12 protein-coding genes and 2 pseudogenes are annotated in these 17,063 nt (G+C 69.7%); 9 read left to right on the top strand and 5 right to left on the bottom strand.

Annotated features, from left to right (window positions below; translation table 11 throughout):
* Positions 1-980: pseudogene (locus AB0412_RS16150) on the bottom strand (Fe-S oxidoreductase); the annotation flags it as partial.
* A gap of 292 nt (positions 981-1,272) precedes the next feature.
* Here AB0412_RS16150 and AB0412_RS16155 point away from each other — a divergent pair.
* The 7 genes and pseudogenes from AB0412_RS16155 to AB0412_RS16185 all read left to right on the top strand — a co-directional run.
* A pseudogene (locus tag AB0412_RS16155) lies at positions 1,273-2,223 on the top strand (MraY family glycosyltransferase); the annotation flags it as partial.
* Between the two features lie 784 nt (positions 2,224-3,007).
* The gene (gene dnaK, locus AB0412_RS16160) at positions 3,008-4,858 is read left to right on the top strand and encodes a molecular chaperone DnaK (protein ID WP_366403198.1); all 1,851 of its coding nucleotides are present in this window, start codon (positions 3,008-3,010) and stop codon (positions 4,856-4,858) included.
* Complete coding sequence (grpE, locus tag AB0412_RS16165) at positions 4,855-5,541, top strand: nucleotide exchange factor GrpE (RefSeq protein WP_366403199.1); 687 nt, start codon at positions 4,855-4,857, stop codon at positions 5,539-5,541. Before dnaK ends, grpE begins: the two co-directional genes overlap by 4 nt.
* 36 nt (positions 5,542-5,577) lie before the next feature.
* Entirely contained in the window at positions 5,578-6,759 is a 1,182-nt protein-coding gene (gene dnaJ / locus AB0412_RS16170) for a molecular chaperone DnaJ (RefSeq protein ID WP_366403200.1), read from the top strand.
* A 6-nt stretch (positions 6,760-6,765) separates the two neighbouring features.
* Positions 6,766-7,218: a helix-turn-helix domain-containing protein gene (locus AB0412_RS16175; RefSeq protein WP_006134641.1), complete on the top strand. Its 453-nt coding sequence runs from the start codon at positions 6,766-6,768 to the stop codon at positions 7,216-7,218.
* 278 nt (positions 7,219-7,496) lie between these two features.
* Entirely contained in the window at positions 7,497-8,618 is a 1,122-nt protein-coding gene (locus AB0412_RS16180; protein ID WP_366403201.1) for a substrate-binding domain-containing protein, read from the top strand.
* Between the two features lie 293 nt (positions 8,619-8,911).
* Positions 8,912-9,946, top strand: a complete 1,035-nt coding sequence (locus tag AB0412_RS16185) for a helix-turn-helix transcriptional regulator (protein WP_366403202.1) — start codon at positions 8,912-8,914, stop codon at positions 9,944-9,946.
* On the opposite strand, the gene AB0412_RS16190 is transcribed toward AB0412_RS16185, so the two are convergent.
* The 3 genes from AB0412_RS16190 to AB0412_RS16200 form a co-directional block, all read right to left on the bottom strand.
* A complete protein-coding gene (locus AB0412_RS16190) occupies positions 9,909-10,901 on the bottom strand; it encodes a LuxR C-terminal-related transcriptional regulator (RefSeq protein WP_366403203.1) in 993 nt (330 codons plus the stop codon). The genes AB0412_RS16185 and AB0412_RS16190 overlap by 38 nt on opposite strands.
* Entirely contained in the window at positions 10,898-11,893 is a 996-nt protein-coding gene (locus AB0412_RS16195) for a helix-turn-helix transcriptional regulator (RefSeq protein ID WP_366403204.1), read from the bottom strand. The genes AB0412_RS16190 and AB0412_RS16195 overlap by 4 nt, the downstream gene beginning before the upstream one ends.
* Before the next feature lie 86 nt (positions 11,894-11,979).
* Positions 11,980-12,963, bottom strand: a complete 984-nt coding sequence (locus tag AB0412_RS16200) for a helix-turn-helix transcriptional regulator (protein WP_366403205.1) — start codon at positions 12,961-12,963, stop codon at positions 11,980-11,982.
* Between the two features lie 354 nt (positions 12,964-13,317).
* On the opposite strand from AB0412_RS16200, the gene AB0412_RS16205 reads away from it, so the two are divergent.
* Positions 13,318-13,653: a hypothetical protein gene (locus AB0412_RS16205; RefSeq protein ID WP_366403206.1), complete on the top strand. Its 336-nt coding sequence runs from the start codon at positions 13,318-13,320 to the stop codon at positions 13,651-13,653.
* 159 nt (positions 13,654-13,812) lie between these two features.
* Here the strand turns inward: AB0412_RS16205 and AB0412_RS16210 are convergent, their stop codons facing one another.
* Positions 13,813-14,229, bottom strand: a complete 417-nt coding sequence (locus tag AB0412_RS16210; protein WP_366403207.1) for a TIGR03618 family F420-dependent PPOX class oxidoreductase — start codon at positions 14,227-14,229, stop codon at positions 13,813-13,815.
* 127 nt (positions 14,230-14,356) lie between these two features.
* Here AB0412_RS16210 and clpB point away from each other — a divergent pair, with 127 nt between their 5' ends.
* A complete protein-coding gene (clpB, locus tag AB0412_RS16215; RefSeq protein ID WP_366403208.1) occupies positions 14,357-16,954 on the top strand; it encodes an ATP-dependent chaperone ClpB in 2,598 nt (865 codons plus the stop codon).
* Positions 16,955-17,063 lie beyond the last annotated feature (109 nt).

Below are 17,063 nucleotides of genomic sequence, written 5' to 3' on the forward strand. Positions count from 1 at the left end.
ATCAGCAGCTTCGGCGACAGCGGCTTACCGGTGTTCCAGGCCGGGCACTGCGACTGGCAGCGACCGCACTCGGTGCAGGTGGAGAAGTCCAGCAGACCCTTCCAGGAGAACTGCTCGACCTGCGAGACACCGAACACGTCGTCGTCACCCGGGTCGGTGAAGTCGATCGGCTTCCCGCCCGACGTCATCGGCTGCAACGCACCCAGCGCGGTCGAACCGTCCGCGTTCCGCTTGAACCAGATGTTCGGGAAGGCCAGGAAGCGGTGCCACGCGACGCCCATGTTGGTGTTGAGCGAGACCGTGATCATCCAGATCATGGTCGTGCTCAGCTTGATCATCGCGAACAGGTAGACCAGGTTCTGCAGCGTGCCGATGCTCAGGCCCTTCAGGGCCAGCACCAGCGGGTACGAGGCGAAGTACGCCGCCTCGTAGTGGTCCACGTGGTGGATCGCGCCCTCCAGGCCGCGCAGCACGTAGATCGCGAGGCCGATGGTGAGGATGACGTACTCGACGAAGTACGCCTGACCCATCTTCGAGCCGGTGAAGCGCGACTTGCGGCCGGGCCGGGACGGCAGGCTCAGCAGGCGGATGACCATGAGGACGGCGATGCCGAGGGTGGTCATGGCGCCGATGAACTCGATGTACATCTCGTACGGCAGGAAGCCGCCGAGCACCGGAAGGGTCCAGTCGGCCTCGAAGAGCTGGCCGTAGGCGGTGACGATCGTCGGCGGCAGCGTCAGGAAGCCGATCGCCACGAACCAGTGGGCGACGCCGACGATGCCCCAGCGGTTCATGCGGGTGTGTCCGAGGAACTCCCGGACGAGGGTCACACTGCGCTGGTAGGGGTTGTCGGTCCGGGTACCGGCGGGGACCGGCTGGCCCAGCCTGAAGTACCGGACGAACTGACCGATCGCGCGTGCGAGCAGCGCAACGCCGACCACGGTCAGAACCAGCGACACGATGATCGCGGCGAGTTGCATGGGGGCTCCTCGGGCCTGCGAGGCGTTCGTCGGGGGCTCCGCTACGGCTTCCCCAGATTACTAAGCGGTAACTTATGCAGTCTGTTCGAGATTACCCCTATCTTCGGTCGCACTGTAGCCGGGCGTGGGGTGATCTGAGTCGCTGAGGGTCGCCTGACATATCGCTGAGGCTGCCTGGCGTGACGCCGAACGGGGGATCCGGTACGGCGCCGAACGGGGTGTCTGCGATGGCACCTCGCTTCCGATCGTGTTATTCACGCCAAATCCGTACATACGCCCCTAACTTATATCCGTGCTCTACGGGATCGTCGTCGCCACCACCGCCCTGCTGCTCTCCGCCCTCCTCACGGCGGTGCTGCGGGGCCCCGCCCTGCGCCTCGGTGCCGTGGACCGGCGGCGGCAGCGGGCGGTTCCACTGTCCGGGGGAGTCGCCGTCATGCTGGTGACCGGGCTGGTCGCCGGCGTCGGCGACTGGACGGGCGTCGCGCCGCTCGGTTCCGGGGTCGGACGGCTCCTGGTGGCCGGGGTCTGCGTCGGCGCGCTCGGGCTCGCCGTGGACCGCTGGCGGCTGCGCTGGTGGGTGCCCGTCGCCGGTACGGCTCTGGCGGCGGTGCTCGTGGTGCCGTACCCGGAGACCGGTGCGGGCGCCGGGCTGCTCGCCGCGGGGTGGGTGGTGTGCGTCACCGTGGCGTTCCGGGGGCTGGACCACGCCGACGGGCTGGCCGGGGGTGTGGGGGTGGTGACCGCGTTCGGGGTGGCGGCCTGTGCGGCCGTGGAGCTGATGGACGGGGTCGCGGTGCTGCTGAGCGTGCTGGCCGCCGCGCTCACCGGATTCCTCATGCACAACTGGTATCCCGCCCGGGTCGCGCTCGGTGCGGGCGGTGCGCTGTTCGCCGGGTTCGTGCTCGCCTCGGCGGCGGTGTTCGTGCGCGCCGGGCAGGGGGTCGGCACGAGCGCGGGCGTGCTGTTCGCCCTCACCGCCGTGGTGTGCGCGGACGCCGTCCTCGTGGTGCTGTCGCGATGGCTGGCCGGCCGGCCCCTGCCGCGTGGCCGCCCGGACCATCTCGCGCACCGCCTGCGGCGCCTCGGGCTCGCTCCGCGCGCCGTGACCGTACTGCTCGGCATCGGCGCGCTCGCCGGGGTACTCGTCGCCGTGCTCACCCATACGGGCCGCACCTCCGGGGGCGCCGTGCGATGGGTGGCGGCGGTTACGGTGGTGGTGGTGCTTGCCCTGGTGCGGGTACCGGGGCGCGAGGCGTCCGGGAGGTCCGCGGGGACGGCTGTCGGCCGCAGGGCCGAGGCGCCCTCCGGCCGGGTCTCCGGGGAGCCCGCCGGACCGGTGGCCGAGGGGCCGCCGCCGTACGGCAGGGACGGCCGACGGGTGGCGAGAGTCCCGGTGGCCGGAGCCGATACCCGGACTCGATCCGGGGTAGACCGTCCAACCGGGGCCGGTCGTCCCTCTGGGGGTGGACGTCCGTCCGGAGTCGGTGGTCCATCCGGGGCCGGTCGTCCCTCTGGGGGTGGTCGTCCGTCCGGAGTCGGTGGTCCATCCGGGGCCGGTCGTTCCTCCGGGGCCGATCGTCCGTCCGGGGCCGGTCGTCCGTCCGGAGTCGGTGGTCCATCCGGGACCGACCGTCCCTCCGGAGCCGGTCGTCCCTCCGGGAGCGGCCGTCCGTCCGAGGTCGGCCGTCCGTCCGAGGTCGGCCGTCCGCCGGCCACCGCTCCCCGGCCCCGCTCGGTCGCCGACCGGCCGCGCGGACGTCTCCCCGACGTCCCCCGCAGCCGGTCGTCCGAGGAGCCGCCCCCCGCGCGGGCCCAGCGGGCGGCGCAGGCCGCGCGTGAACCCTCGCGCGCACCCAGATTTCGTACCCCATAACCGATCACCGGCCGCATCACCACAGGTCAGACGCCCGTTGCGCGTAAGGAGCAGATAAGAGTTGAGTCTGATCGACTCAGCTCTGTTGACCCTGCGTCGGGCGTCAGGCATGCTTGAGTCCGTTCCACTCAAGTCAGCTGGAGGAATTGAAATGGCACGTGCGGTCGGCATCGACCTGGGCACGACTAACTCCGTCGTCAGCGTTCTGGAGGGCGGCGAGCCCACCGTCATCACCAACGCCGAGGGCGCCAGGACCACGCCTTCCGTCGTCGCCTTCGCCAAGAACGGTGAGGTGCTGGTCGGTGAGGTGGCCAAGCGCCAGGCCGTGACCAACGTCGACAGGACCATCCGGTCGGTCAAGCGCCACATGGGCACCGACTGGAAGATCAACCTGGACGGCAAGGACTTCAACCCGCAGCAGATCAGCGCCTTCGTGCTGCAGAAGCTGAAGCGGGACGCCGAGGCGTACCTGGGCGAGAAGGTGACCGACGCGGTCATCACCGTCCCGGCGTACTTCAACGACGCCGAGCGCCAGGCGACCAAGGAGGCCGGCGAGATCGCCGGTCTGAACGTGCTGCGCATCGTCAACGAGCCGACGGCCGCCGCGCTGGCGTACGGCCTCGACAAGGACGACCAGACCATCCTCGTCTTCGACCTCGGTGGCGGTACCTTCGACGTCTCCCTGCTGGAGATCGGCGACGGTGTCGTCGAGGTGAAGGCCACCAACGGTGACAACCACCTCGGTGGTGACGACTGGGACCAGCGCGTCGTCGACTACCTGGTCAAGCAGTTCCAGTCGGGTCACGGCGTGGACCTGTCCAAGGACAAGATGGCGCTGCAGCGTCTGCGCGAGGCCGCCGAGAAGGCGAAGATCGAGCTGTCGAGCTCCACCGAGACCTCGATCAACCTGCCCTACATCACCGCCTCCGCCGAGGGCCCCCTGCACCTCGACGAGAAGCTGACCCGGGCTCAGTTCCAGCAGCTGACCGCGGACCTGCTCGAGCGCTGCAAGACGCCGTTCCACAACGTCATCAAGGACGCCGGCATCTCCATCAACGAGATCGACCACGTCGTCCTCGTCGGCGGCTCCACCCGTATGCCCGCCGTCGCCGAGCTCGTCAAGGAGCTGACCGGCGGCAAGGAGGCCAACAAGGGTGTGAACCCGGACGAGGTCGTCGCCATCGGCGCCTCGCTCCAGGCCGGTGTCCTCAAGGGCGAGGTCAAGGACGTCCTGCTGCTCGACGTCACCCCGCTGTCCCTCGGCATCGAGACCAAGGGCGGCATCATGACCAAGCTGATCGAGCGCAACACCACGATCCCGACCAAGCGCTCGGAGATCTTCACCACGGCCGAGGACAACCAGCCGTCGGTGCAGATCCAGGTCTACCAGGGCGAGCGCGAGATCGCGGCGTACAACAAGAAGCTCGGCATGTTCGAGCTGACCGGTCTGCCCCCGGCGCCGCGCGGCGTCCCGCAGATCGAGGTCTCCTTCGACATCGACGCCAACGGCATCATGCACGTCACGGCGAAGGACCTCGGCACCGGCAAGGAGCAGAAGATGACCGTCACCGGCGGCTCCTCGCTCCCGAAGGAAGAGGTCGACCGCATGCGTGAGGAGGCCGAGCGCTACGCGGAGGAGGACCACAAGCGCCGCGAGGCCGCCGAGTCCCGCAACCAGGGCGAGCAGCTCGTCTACCAGACCGAGAAGTTCCTCGCGGACAACGAGGACAAGGTCCCCGGCGAGATCAAGTCCGAGGTCGAGGCCGCCGTCGCCGAGCTGAAGGAGAAGCTCAAGGGCGACGACACCGCCGAGATCCGCACCGCCACCGAGAAGGTCGCGGCCGTCTCCCAGAAGCTGGGCCAGGCCATGTACGCCGACGCCCAGGGCGCACAGGCGGCCGGCGGTGCCTCGGCCGGCGCCGGTGCCGGTGAGGCCAAGGCCGACGACGACGTCGTGGACGCCGAGATCGTCGACGACGAGCGGAAGGACGGTGCCGCGTGACGGAGGAGACCCCGGGCTTCGACGAGCAGCAGCCGCAGCAGCCCGACGTCCCCTCCGGCGCCGCTTCCGAAGACGCCGAGCCGAAGGCCGCCCCCACCCCCTCCGCGGAGGAGGGGGCGGCCCCGGCCGGGGACACGGGCCAGAACGCGGCCCTGGTGGCCCAGCTGGACCAGGTGCGCACCGCGCTCGGTGAGCGCACCGCGGACCTGCAGCGCCTCCAGGCCGAGTACCAGAACTACCGCCGCCGGGTCGAGCGCGACCGGATCGCGGTCAAGGAGATCGCCATCGCGAACCTCCTGACCGAGCTCCTGCCCGTGCTCGACGACATCGGCCGCGCGCGGGAGCACGGCGAACTGGTCGGCGGGTTCAAGTCCGTCGCCGAGTCGCTGGAGACGACCGTGGCGAAGATGGGCCTGCAGCAGTTCGGCAAGGAGGGCGAGCCCTTCGACCCGACGATCCACGAGGCCCTGATGCACTCCTACGCCCCGGACGTCACCGAGACGACCTGCGTCGCGATCCTCCAGCCGGGGTATCGCATCGGCGAGCGCACCATCCGCCCCGCGCGGGTGGCCGTCGCCGAACCGCAGCCGGGCGCGCAGACGGTGAAGGCCGCCGAGGAGAGCACCGAGGACAAGGCCGAACCGGCGGAGAACAAGGAGAACGGTGGCCCGGAGGAGGGCTGACGTAATCACCGACGACGGGAAGGAGGGACGTCGGGGATGAGCACCAAGGACTTCATCGAGAAGGACTACTACAAGGTCCTCGGCGTCCCCAAGGACGCCACCGAGGCCGAGATCAAGAAGGCGTACCGGAAGCTCGCCCGCGAGTACCACCCGGACGCCAACAAGGGCAACGCCAAGGCGGAGGAGCGCTTCAAGGAGATCTCCGAGGCGAACGACATCCTCGGGGACCCCAAGAAGCGCAAGGAGTACGACGAGGCCCGCGCGCTGTTCGGCAACGGCGGCTTCCGCCCGGGGCCGGGCGCCGGCGGCGGCTCGTTCAACTTCGACCTCAGCGACCTGTTCGGCGGCCAGGCCGGCGGCCAGGGCGCGGGCGGCGGCTTCGGCGGCGGTCTCGGTGACGTCTTCGGGGGCCTGTTCAACCGTGGCGGCGCGGGCGCGGGGACGCGTACGCAGCCGCGGCGCGGCCAGGACATCGAGTCCGAGGTCACGCTCAGCTTCACCGAGGCGATCGAGGGCGCGACCGTCCCGCTCAGGATGTCCTCCCAGGCGCCCTGCAAGGCCTGTTCGGGCACCGGCGACAAGAACGGCACACCGCGCGTGTGCCCGACCTGCGTCGGCACCGGCCAGGTCGCGCGGGGCAGCGGCGGGGGCTTCTCCCTGACCGACCCGTGCCCGGACTGCAAGGGCCGCGGTCTGATCGCGGAGACCCCGTGCGACATCTGCAAGGGCAGCGGCCGGGCCAAGTCCTCGCGGACGATGCAGGTGCGCATCCCCGCGGGCGTCAGCGACGGCCAGCGGATCCGGCTGCGCGGCAAGGGCGCCCCGGGCGAGCGCGGCGGCCCGGCGGGCGATCTGTACGTCGTCGTGCACGTCGGCGCGCACCCGGTGTTCGGCCGCAAGGGCGACAACCTCACCGTCACCGTGCCGGTGACGTATCCCGAGGCGGCTCTCGGCGGCGAGGTGCGGGTCCCGACGCTGGGCGGGCCGCCGGTGACGCTGAAGCTGCCACCGGGCACGCCCAACGGCCGCACCATGCGCGCCCGGGGCAAGGGCGCGGTCCGCAAGGACGGCACCCGCGGTGATCTGCTGGTCACCGTCGAGGTGAGTGTTCCCAAGGACCTGTCGGGGAAGGCTCGTGACGCGCTCGAGGCGTATCGCGAGGCCACCGCGGGCGAGGACCCGCGGGCGGAGCTGTTCCAGGCCGCGAAGGGAGCTTGATTTCAGATGGACGGCCGTCGACGCAATCCGTATGAACTGACCCAGGACACCCCGGTCTACGTCATTTCGGTGGCGGCCCAGCTCTCCGGCCTGCACCCGCAGACCCTGCGCCAGTACGACCGTCTGGGGCTGGTCTCGCCGGACCGCACCGCCGGGCGGGGCCGGCGCTACTCGGCCCGCGACATCGAACTGCTCCGCCAGGTGCAGCAGTTGTCGCAGGACGAGGGCATCAACCTGGCCGGAATCAAGCGCATCATCGAACTGGAGAACCAGGTCGCCGCGCTCCAGGCCCGTGTGGCCGAACTGGAGGACGCCCTCGACGGCGCGGCGGCGGCGATGCGCCAGCGCGAGGCGGCGGTGCACGCCTCCTACCGCCGTGACCTGGTGCCGTACCAGGAGGTCCAGCAGACCAGCGCGCTGGTGGTGTGGCGGCCGAAGCGGCAGCAGCAGTCGGACTGAGCAGCCGGACAGCGGCGGACGTGACATTCCGGTAAGGGCCCGGGGGCCGGTGTGCGGCCTCCGGGCCCTCACGCGTGCGCGCACACATCAATGAGCGGCGTATGTGCAGGTGTTCGCGGGTCCTTCGCGGGTCGTCCGCGTGTTCCGCACGAGTTCAGCGGAGCGTGCTGTGTCCATCTCGTTAAGTGGTTCCCCTTGACGCCGATGGTGGGTGAAGCGTTGGCTTTTCAGTCACATGGGTCGCACTGCTGTGCCCACGTCCCGAATACGTACCTGAAGTGAGCCCTCGCATGCGTCGTCGTATCGCCATCTCCGTGGCCGCCACCACTGTGTCCGTCATGCTCGCCGGCTGCGGCGTGCTCAACGCGACGGGCAGCAGCGACGACGCGAGCCCGACGAAGGGCAACGACATCACCGTCGGCCTGCTGCTGCCGGAGAAGGCCAACACGCGGTACGACCAGTTCGACTACCCCATCTTCAAGCGCAAGGTGGAGTCGCTCACCAGCGACGAGGGCAAGGTCGTGTACGCCAACGCGGACGCGGACGCGGCCAAGCAGGCGAGCCAGCTCCAGCAGATGATCGAGGACCAGGTCGACGTCATCGTGCTGGACGCGGTCGACTCGCACGGCATCGCGGACGGCGTGAAGAAGGCCAAGGACGCCGGTATCCCGGTCATCGCCTACGACCGGCTGGCCGAGGGTCCGATCGACGCGTACATCTCCTTCGACAACGAACTCGTCGGCGAGGTCCAGGGCCGTTCGCTGCTGGAGGAGCTCGGCGACGGCCTCGACATCACCGACAAGATCGTGATGATGAACGGCTCGCCGACCGACCCGAACGCCAAGCAGTTCAAGGCGGGCGCGCTGTCCGAGCTCAAGGGCAAGGTGACGATCGCCAAGTCCTACGACACCAAGGACTGGAAGCCGGAGAACGCCCAGGCCAACATGACCGAGGCGATCGACGAGGTCGGCGCGGAGAACATCGTCGCGGTCTACGCCGCCAACGACGGCATGGCGGGCGGCGTCATCAAGGCCCTGCAGGCGGCCGGGGTGACCGACCTGCCGCCGGTCACCGGTCAGGACGCCGAACTCGCCGCCGTGCAGCGGATCATCGCGGGTGAGCAGTACATGAGCGTGTACAAGTCCTACCCGCAGGAGGCCGAGGCCGCCGCCGAGATGGCCGTGGCGAAGATCCAGGGCAAGGACATCCAGTTCGACGCGCTGACCCGCGACCGGGTCGACAGCCCCACGAACAAGGACATCCCCTCGCAGCTGGTGCCCGTGGTGGCCCTGACGAAGGACAACATCGAGGACACGGTCGTGGCCGACGACATCTACGAGGTGTCGGACATCTGCACGGCGAAGTACAAGGCGGCGTGCAGCGCGATCGGCCTGAAGTAGCCGTCACGGGGTCGGGGGATCGGGCGGGGAGTCCTCACCCTCCCTTCCCCGTCCGGCCTCGGTGCAGGGCTGCGGCGGCGGCCCTGTTCGAAATCCCCCGATGACCGGCAATCCCACCAGCGCGTGGTCGGAAAACACCCCCAGCTTGTTGCAACGGGTCATCCCGGAGGAGTGGACATAGGGGACTCCAGGGGGTGTTCCGGGGCGTTTCCCCGCCCGAGCCGTGTTGCGAAGGCGGAGGCGTCCGCGCATAGTTGCGCTGCGGAGACGCTGAACCGGGGGTGGGATGGGCGATGGCCGGGCACGGGACGGACGGGCATCCACACGGTGCTGACCGACTGTGCGAGGCCGGGGATCGCGTGTATTCCCGGGCCGTGCGGCGCGGGCGGGTGCACCGCCGGGACGCGGAGCCGGTGCCCTGCCTGCTGGAACTGGCCCTGCTGCACCCCGATCCGGACGACATGGACTGGCTGGTGCCGACCTCCCCGCAGGAGGTCATGACACGGCTGCTGCGCGGCGTGTACGACGAGATCAGCGCGAGCCGGCGACGCGTGGGCTCGGCGGTGGAGGCCTTCGAGTGGTACGCGGGCCTGGGCCGCCGTCATGCGCAGCCCTCGCCGTCCGCCTCGGAGGGCCCGGCGATCCGTGTCCTGGACGGACTCGCGCGCATCCAGGCGGCGATGGACGAGGCGACGCAGGCCTGCACGACGGAGGTGCTGACCGTCCAGCCCGGCGGCATCCGGCGGGAGGCGGAGCTGTCGGAGGGCCTGCACCGGGCGATGGCGCTGCGCGGCCGGGGCGTACGCATGCGGGACCTCTACACGCACGTGGCCCGGCACGGCCACGGCCTGCTCTCCTATCTGGAGCTGATGGGCGACGCGGTGGAGGCGCGCACGCTGGACGAGGTGATCGAGCGCCTGATCCTCTTCGACCGCACGGTGGCCTTCATCCCGGCCAACGCCGAGCGCACGATGGCCCTGGAACTACGCCACCCCGCGCTCGTGGACTACCTGGTCACGGTCTTCGACCGCCTGTGGCGCCTCGCCATTCCGTTGACGGCCCCGCTCCCCGACACGGGCATCGAGGGCATCTCGCACCGGGAGCAGTCCATCGCGGCGCTGCTGGCGGAGGGCCACCAGGACGCGGTGATCGCGGAACGCCTCGGCATCAGCGTCCGCACCTGCCGCGCCCACATCGCCCGCCTGTCGGAGACCCTGGGCGCGGCGAGCCGCACCCAACTGGGCGTCCGCATAGCCCAGGCGGGCCTGGACGGCTCCCACCGCCCGCCGGTCACCGTGCCTGATCAAGAATCCCCGAGCGTCCGATGAGAAACCCGAGCTGAGCCCGGCTCTGACTGCCCAGAGTGGCGGCGAGCTTGGCGATGTGCACCCGCGCGGTCCGCACATTCATGCCGAGCCGGTCGGCGATGACGGCATCGGTGTGGCCTTCGACGAGGAGTTGGGCGATGGCGCGTTGGCGTGCGGTGACGCCGTTGAGGGACGGGGGCTGGACGGACTGGGGGTACATGGGAATCGCGAGGCGCCAGAAGCGGTCGAACATGGAGGTCAGGTAACCCACGATGGCCGGGTGCCGGATCTCCAGCGCCATGTCCCGGTCGCTGTCGGCGGGGATGAAGGCGACCGCCCTGTCGACGATGATGAGACGTTCGGTGACCTCGTCCAGCGTGCGGGCCTGGGCATCGCCTCTGAGCTGCTCGTACCGAGCGACGACGACGGGGATGTGGCGCTGCGTGTGTGCGTACAGGGCCCGGATCCGGCCGCCGCGGTCGAGGAGCGCCTGGTCGCGACGCATCGCCAGGGCTTGCGCTGTTCGGGCGTATTCGGAGGTGTGGTACTTCAACTGGGGCTGGACGGAGAGCAGTTCCTCCGTCGCGCCTGCCAGGATCTCGGTGATGGCCTGGTTGATCCGGTCCTTGCCGCTGAGAACGTTGAGGAGCGGAGTGCTCCCTTCTTCCGCCGATCGTTCACCGATCTGCATGAGTGACTGAAAGATCTCGGCCAGCTGTTCCTCCCGCCGCCTTTCGTCCGCGATGCGTTCCCCGGAGTGCCGCAGCAGTCGCTGCAACGCAACGGCCGGCGCGACAGGTTCCAGCCGGGCCAGATCGTCGAGGGCGGGATGCAGGAGCCCTGTGTCGAGCAGGCAGGGGGCTTCGCCGGCGTCCTCGGCGGGCAGGTGTCCCTCACGTAGAGCCCTCTCGTACAGCTCCCTTCCTGCTGGGCACAGTTCACTCGCACCGTGCTCGGGGTGTCGAGGCGCGATCACGGACCCTGCCCCTCCTGCTCGAGGATCCCCGACTGCCCGATGAGGTAGCCGAGTTGTGCCCGGCTCTGGCTGCCGAGGGTGGCGGCGAGTTTGGCGATGTGGACGCGGGCGGTGCGGACGTTCATGCCGAGGCGCTCGGCGATGGTGGCGTCGGTGTGGCCCTCGATGAGGAGTTCGGCGATGGCGCGTTGGCGGGGCGTGATTCTGTCCGGGGGCCGGGGGGCGGCATGCGGGAAGGTGGGAGTGGCCAGGCGCCAGAAGCGGTCGAACGCGGTGCCGAGATATCCGACGATCGCCGGGTGCCGTATTTCGATGGCGACGGAGCCGTCCTTGTCAGCGGGAACGAAGGCGACCGCACGGTCGACGATGATGAGACGGTCGGGAACCTCGTCCAGCACGCGCTCTTCCATGTCGCCCGACAGACGCTCGTGGCGGGCCGTGACGGAGGGCAGGTGACGCACGGTGTCCTGATACAGCGTGCGGACGCGGGCGCCGCGCTTCAGCACGTCCTCGTCGCGCCCCAAGGAGGCGGCGTCGGCGCTCTCCCCTCGGGGGCCGGTGAGCCCGGTGCGGGGCTGCACGGTGAGTACTTCCCTCACGGCCTCTGCCATGGCGTCAGTGATGGCCTGGTTGATCCGCTTCGTACCGCTGAGGACACGGAGCACCGGTGTGCCGGTCCCGGTCGACCCGTCCTGGCCGAGAGGCATCAACGACTGGAACACGTCGGCCAGCTGTTCTTCATGCCGTCGTGCCTCGGCGATGCGCTCTGCGGACATCCGAAGCATCCGGTGCAGGGCCACGACCGGGGGCACGGGCTCCAGCCGCTTCAAGTCGTCGACCGCGGGGTGCAGGAGCCCGACGTCGACCGGACAGGGGATCTCACGTGCGTCGTCCGCGGCGACATGCCCCTCCCGCAGAGCCCTCGCGTACAACTCCGTTCCTGGGGCGCACAGGGGCTCGTCGCTGTGTTCCACGTGCGACGGCGAGGTCACGAGTGGCTTCCTCCAGGTGCGCGGTCTCCTGCTGTGCTGCCGGCCGATCGACCCCGCAGAGTACCGCTGAGTCACGGTCAGTGGCCTCAGTCGCCCTGGTCCAGGATGCCCGATCGCGCGATGAGGTACCCGAGCTGCGCCCGGCTGCCACTGCCGAGAGCTGCCGCGAGTTTGGCGATGTGGGCCCGGCAGGTGCGTACGTTCATGCCGAGTCGACGGGCGATCGCCTCGTCGACATGGCCTTCGATGAGGAGCTTGGCGATGGAGCGCTGGACGCCGGTGATGCCGTGGGAGTCGACGTCGTTCGGCACATCCTCGGTCAGGGGGACCGCGCGCTGCCACAACTGCTCGAAGACCATGGCCAGGTAGCGCACCAGTCCCGGGTGGCGCAGTTCGAGGGCGATGCGCCGGTCTTCGCCGGCTGGTATGAAGGCGACGGCCCGGTCGAAGATGATCAGCCGCTCGATGAGCTCCTCGAGGGTGCGGACCTGAATACGGCCGTCGGATATGCGATCCACATAGGCGAGGGTGCTCTGGCTGTGTCGGGCCGTGTGCTGGTAGAGGGTGCGGATGGTCACCCCCCGGTCGGCGAGGGGCTGATCGCGCTCCAGAGCCTCCATGAGGGTGTCTGCGGGGCGGCCTCCGCCCGGCTGCACGGTCAGCATCTCGCTGCGGCACTCCGCCGTAGCGAGGTTCAGGGCGGCGTTGATCCGGTCGATGCCCTCGAGGACCGTGATGGCGTGAGTGGTGGCCACACTCTGCGTGCTGATGTCGATGAAGGGATCGAAGGCGTCCGTCAGGGCGATCGTCTGCCGGCGTCGCTCCTGGATCTCCTTTTCCAGCGGGCGCAGTTGCTGGGCGAGGGCGATGGACGGCGGGACCGGCCGCAGCCAGTCGCTGTCCTCGGGGTCAGGGCGAAGGAGCGCGAACTCGATCAGGCAAGGGGCCGATTTCGCCTCGGCTCGGCTGATCCGTCCGGCGCGCAGCGCATTGGCGTAATGGCGCGCTCCTTCGTCGCACAACTCAGAGACAGCATGGGGATGTGTCTGTTTAGTGTGCTTTGCGGTCAATTCTCCACCCCCCAGGGTCCTGAACGTGCAGGAACATGATGCATCCCCCCTGTGGCATTGACGTGCCTGAATGAGCCATCGTCTTGTCCTGCGGGGGAGAGGATTCCATCAAGTGAGGACGAAGCCGACTATGCGAGCGAGATTGATTGGTTCAGTTCTTGCCGCCGTCTTCTCCGCCGCAGTGGCCCTGGGCGCCGTAAGTGGTACGAATCATCTCGCGGGGGACGCCGGGACAGCGGTCGAGGCCGACAGCGGCTGGAACCTGGTGGCGCCGAGGTCAGTCGTCCTGGCGGACAGTGGTTGGAACACCGTCGTGGCCGGTACCCCGACCGACAGTGCGCGGAGCTGATGGAGATGACCACTCCACCCGACGACCGCTCCTTCCGTCGTGAAATGGCCACCGCCTACCGGTCCGGCTGGCACTTCATCGACCTGGTCACCGCCATCCCCCACAGCGGTGACTCGTTGATGGTGACCGTGTTCGGGGAGCCGGTCGTCGTCACGCGGGACGAGGACGGAGACGTGCGGGCGTACCGGTGTCTGCGGCGGCCGCGGGGTGCGCCGCAGCCCGTGCGGTGTGCCATCCGGTACGGAATGATCTTTGTGAATCTCGACCAGCGGGACCATCAGCAGGTGGACGCCGACGCCCCTGCTGCTCGGACCTTCTCTGCCACCCCCCGCAGTGCCTGACGCGATTCCCCCGTCGTAAAAGATCGCGCAGGTGCTTCCCCCCGCAGCGGCGTCACCGTGACCTGAACACGGTGACGCCGCTGCAGTTTGTGGGCGTACCGCACCATTCCTCCGGGCGTCGCGCCCTGGCCGGAAAAGGTCGTTCGGGGGTGCGCATCCTCAGGCCCGGCCCAGCGCCCGCGTCAGCGTGATCTCGATGACCACCCGGGACGGGTTCGGGGTCGGTGTGCGGCCGTAGCGTTCCGCGTAGCGGCGTTCCGCCTCCGCGACCCGGGCCGGGTCCGTCCGGACGAAGGCGCGGCCCTCCAGCGTGGCCCAGCGCCCGCCGTCCACCTGGCACACCGCCACCGGCGCGCCCTCCGGCCCGGCCGCCAGTACGTTGCGCACCTTCGTGCTCGTCTTCCGTGTGATCACCCGAGCCAGCCGCGCCCCGGGGTCGTATGTCACTCCGACGGGTACCACGTGCGGTGTGCCGTCCGGGCGGAGGGTGGTCAGGGTGCACAGGTGCCGGTCCTGCCAGAAGGCCAGGTACGGGGCGTCCGGTTCGCCCGGGTCCATGCGGGGACTGGTGGTCATGGGTGAAATCTAGCCCGCCGCGGCCTCCCGGACCTCGCCTTGAGTGGAATAGACTCAAGTTTGTATACGTTGACCGAGTCAGCCAGGAACGCCGCTGAAGGGTCACCGCAAGGAGGAGAACGGACACGTGGACGCCGAGCTGACCAACCGGAGCCGGGACGCGATCAACGCGGCCGGCAATCGGGCCGTGACCGAGGGGAACCCCGACCTCACCCCGGCCCATCTGCTGCTGGCCCTGCTCGAGGGGCAGGACAACGAGAACATCACCGACCTGCTCGCCGCGGTCGACGCCGACCAGGCGGCCGTACGCTCCGGAGCCGAGCGCGTCCTCGCGGGGCTGCCGAGCGTGACCGGGTCCACCGTCGCCCCGCCGCAGCCCAACCGGGAGATGCTCGCCGTCATCGCGGACGCCCAGGCACGGGCGCGTGAGCTCGGCGACGAGTACCTCTCCACGGAGCATCTGCTCATCGGGATCGCCGCCAAGGGCGGTGCCGCCGGGGAGGTGCTGCAGAAGCAGGGGGCCGGTGCCAAGAAGCTGCAGGAGGCCTTCCAGAAGGCCCGCGGCGGGCGCCGGGTGACCACCGCCGACCCCGAGGGGCAGTACAAGGCGCTGGAGAAGTTCGGCACCGACTTCACCGCCGCCGCCCGGGAGGGCAAGCTCGATCCCGTCATCGGGCGGGACCAGGAGATCCGGCGGGTCGTGCAGGTGCTGTCCCGGCGCACCAAGAACAATCCCGTGCTCATCGGTGAGCCCGGCGTCGGCAAGACCGCCGTCGTCGAAGGGCTCGCCCAGCGGATCGTCAAGGGCGACGTGCCCGAGTCGCTCAAGGACAAGCGGCTCGTCGCGCTGGATCTGGGGGCGATGGTCGCCGGGGCCAAGTACCGCGGCGAGTTCGAGGAGCGGCTGAAGACCGTCCTCGCCGAGATCAAGGACTCCGACGGGCAGATCATCACCTTCATCGACGAGCTGCACACCGTCGTGGGCGCCGGGGCCGGCGGTGACTCCGCCATGGACGCCGGGAACATGCTCAAGCCCATGCTGGCGCGTGGTGAGCTGCGGATGGTGGGTGCCACGACCCTGGACGAGTACCGCGAGCGGATCGAGAAGGACCCGGCGCTGGAGCGGCGGTTCCAGCAGGTGCTGGTCTCCGAGCCGTCCGTCGAGGACACCATCGCCATCCTGCGCGGACTCAAGGGCCGCTACGAGGCCCACCACAAGGTGCAGATCGCGGACAGCGCGCTGGTCGCCGCCGCGACCCTGTCCGACCGGTACATCACCTCCCGGTTCCTGCCGGACAAGGCCATCGACCTCGTCGACGAGGCCGCCTCCCGGCTGCGCATGGAGATCGACTCCTCGCCCGTCGAGATCGACGAGCTCCAGCGCGCCGTCGACCGGCTCAGGATGGAGGAGCTGGCGATCGGCAAGGAGACCGACGCCGCCTCCCGCGAGCGCTTGGAGAAGCTGCGCCGCGACCTCGCCGACAAGGAGGAGGAGCTGCGCGGTCTCACCGCCCGCTGGGAGAAGGAGAAGCAGTCCCTCAACCGCGTCGGTGAGCTGAAGGAGAAGCTCGACGAGCTGCGCGGCCAGGCCGAGCGCGCCCAGCGCGACGGCGACTTCGACACCGCCTCCAAGCTCCTCTACGGCGAGATCCCGGCCCTGGAGCGCGACCTGGAGGCCGCCTCCGAGGCCGAGGAAGAGGTCGCCAAGGACACCATGGTCAAGGAGGAGGTCGGCGCCGACGACATCGCCGACGTCGTCGCCTCCTGGACCGGTATCCCGGCCGGCCGGCTGATGGAGGGCGAGACGCAGAAGCTGCTGCGCATGGAGGACGAGATCGGCCGGCGGCTGATCGGGCAGAGCGAGGCCGTGCGGGCCGTGTCCGACGCCGTGCGCCGCTCCCGCGCCGGGATCGCCGACCCCGACCGGCCCACCGGGTCGTTCCTGTTCCTCGGCCCGACCGGTGTCGGCAAGACCGAGCTGGCCAAGGCGCTCGCCGACTTCCTCTTCGACGACGAGCGGGCCATGGTCCGCATCGACATGAGCGAGTACAGCGAGAAGCACTCCGTCGCCCGCCTGGTCGGCGCGCCCCCCGGCTACGTCGGCTACGAGGAGGGCGGCCAGCTCACCGAGGCGGTGCGGCGGCGGCCGTACAGCGTCGTGCTGCTCGACGAGGTGGAGAAGGCCCACCCCGAGGTCTTCGACATCCTGCTCCAGGTGCTCGACGACGGCCGGCTCACCGACGGGCAGGGCCGCACGGTCGACTTCCGCAACACCATCCTGGTGCTCACGTCCAACCTGGGCAGCCAGTTCCTGGTCGACCCGATCACCAGCGAGGCGGAGAAGAAGGAGCAGGTCCTCGAGGTGGTCCGGGCGTCGTTCAAGCCGGAGTTCCTCAACCGCCTGGACGACCTGGTGGTCTTCTCGGCGCTGACCAAGCCCGAGCTGGAGCGCATCGCCAAGCTCCAGATCGACCGGCTGGCCAAGCGGCTCGCCGAGCGGCGCCTCACCCTGGACATCACCCCCGAGGCGCTGGCCTGGCTCGCGGAGGAGGGACTGGACCCGGCCTACGGTGCCCGCCCGCTGCGCCGCCTGGTGCAGAGCGCGATCGGCGACCGGCTCGCCAAGGAGATCCTCTCCGGCGAGATCAAGGACGGCGACACGGTCCGCGTGGACCGGTTCGCCGAGGGTCTGCTGGTGGGCCCGGCGACAGAGAAGTCACTGTGAGTGACAAGGTGTCGGTCGGCTCACCGTGGTACCCGCAGATTGACCGGATCGTGTCAGCCCGTGGCTGACAGGCCCGTCGGGGCTTGCCACCCCCCTCCCCGCATGGGGG

This window comes from Streptomyces sp. NPDC052012, assembly GCF_040689265.1.
In the GTDB taxonomy this organism is placed as follows: Bacteria; Actinomycetota; Actinomycetes; order Streptomycetales; family Streptomycetaceae; genus Streptomyces.

Excerpts from the sequence above, each read along its gene's own strand:
- dnaK (WP_366403198.1), top strand. The coding sequence starts at position 3,008 with ATGGCACGTGCGGTCGGCATCGACCTGGGCACGACTAACTCCGTCGTC.
- dnaJ (WP_366403200.1), top strand. The coding sequence starts at position 5,578 with ATGAGCACCAAGGACTTCATCGAGAAGGACTACTACAAGGTCCTCGGC.
- AB0412_RS16175 (WP_006134641.1), top strand. The coding sequence starts at position 6,766 with ATGGACGGCCGTCGACGCAATCCGTATGAACTGACCCAGGACACCCCG.
- AB0412_RS16185 (WP_366403202.1), top strand. The coding sequence starts at position 8,912 with ATGGCCGGGCACGGGACGGACGGGCATCCACACGGTGCTGACCGACTG.
- AB0412_RS16205 (WP_366403206.1), top strand. The coding sequence starts at position 13,318 with ATGACCACTCCACCCGACGACCGCTCCTTCCGTCGTGAAATGGCCACC.
- AB0412_RS16210 (WP_366403207.1), bottom strand. The coding sequence starts at position 14,229 with ATGACCACCAGTCCCCGCATGGACCCGGGCGAACCGGACGCCCCGTAC.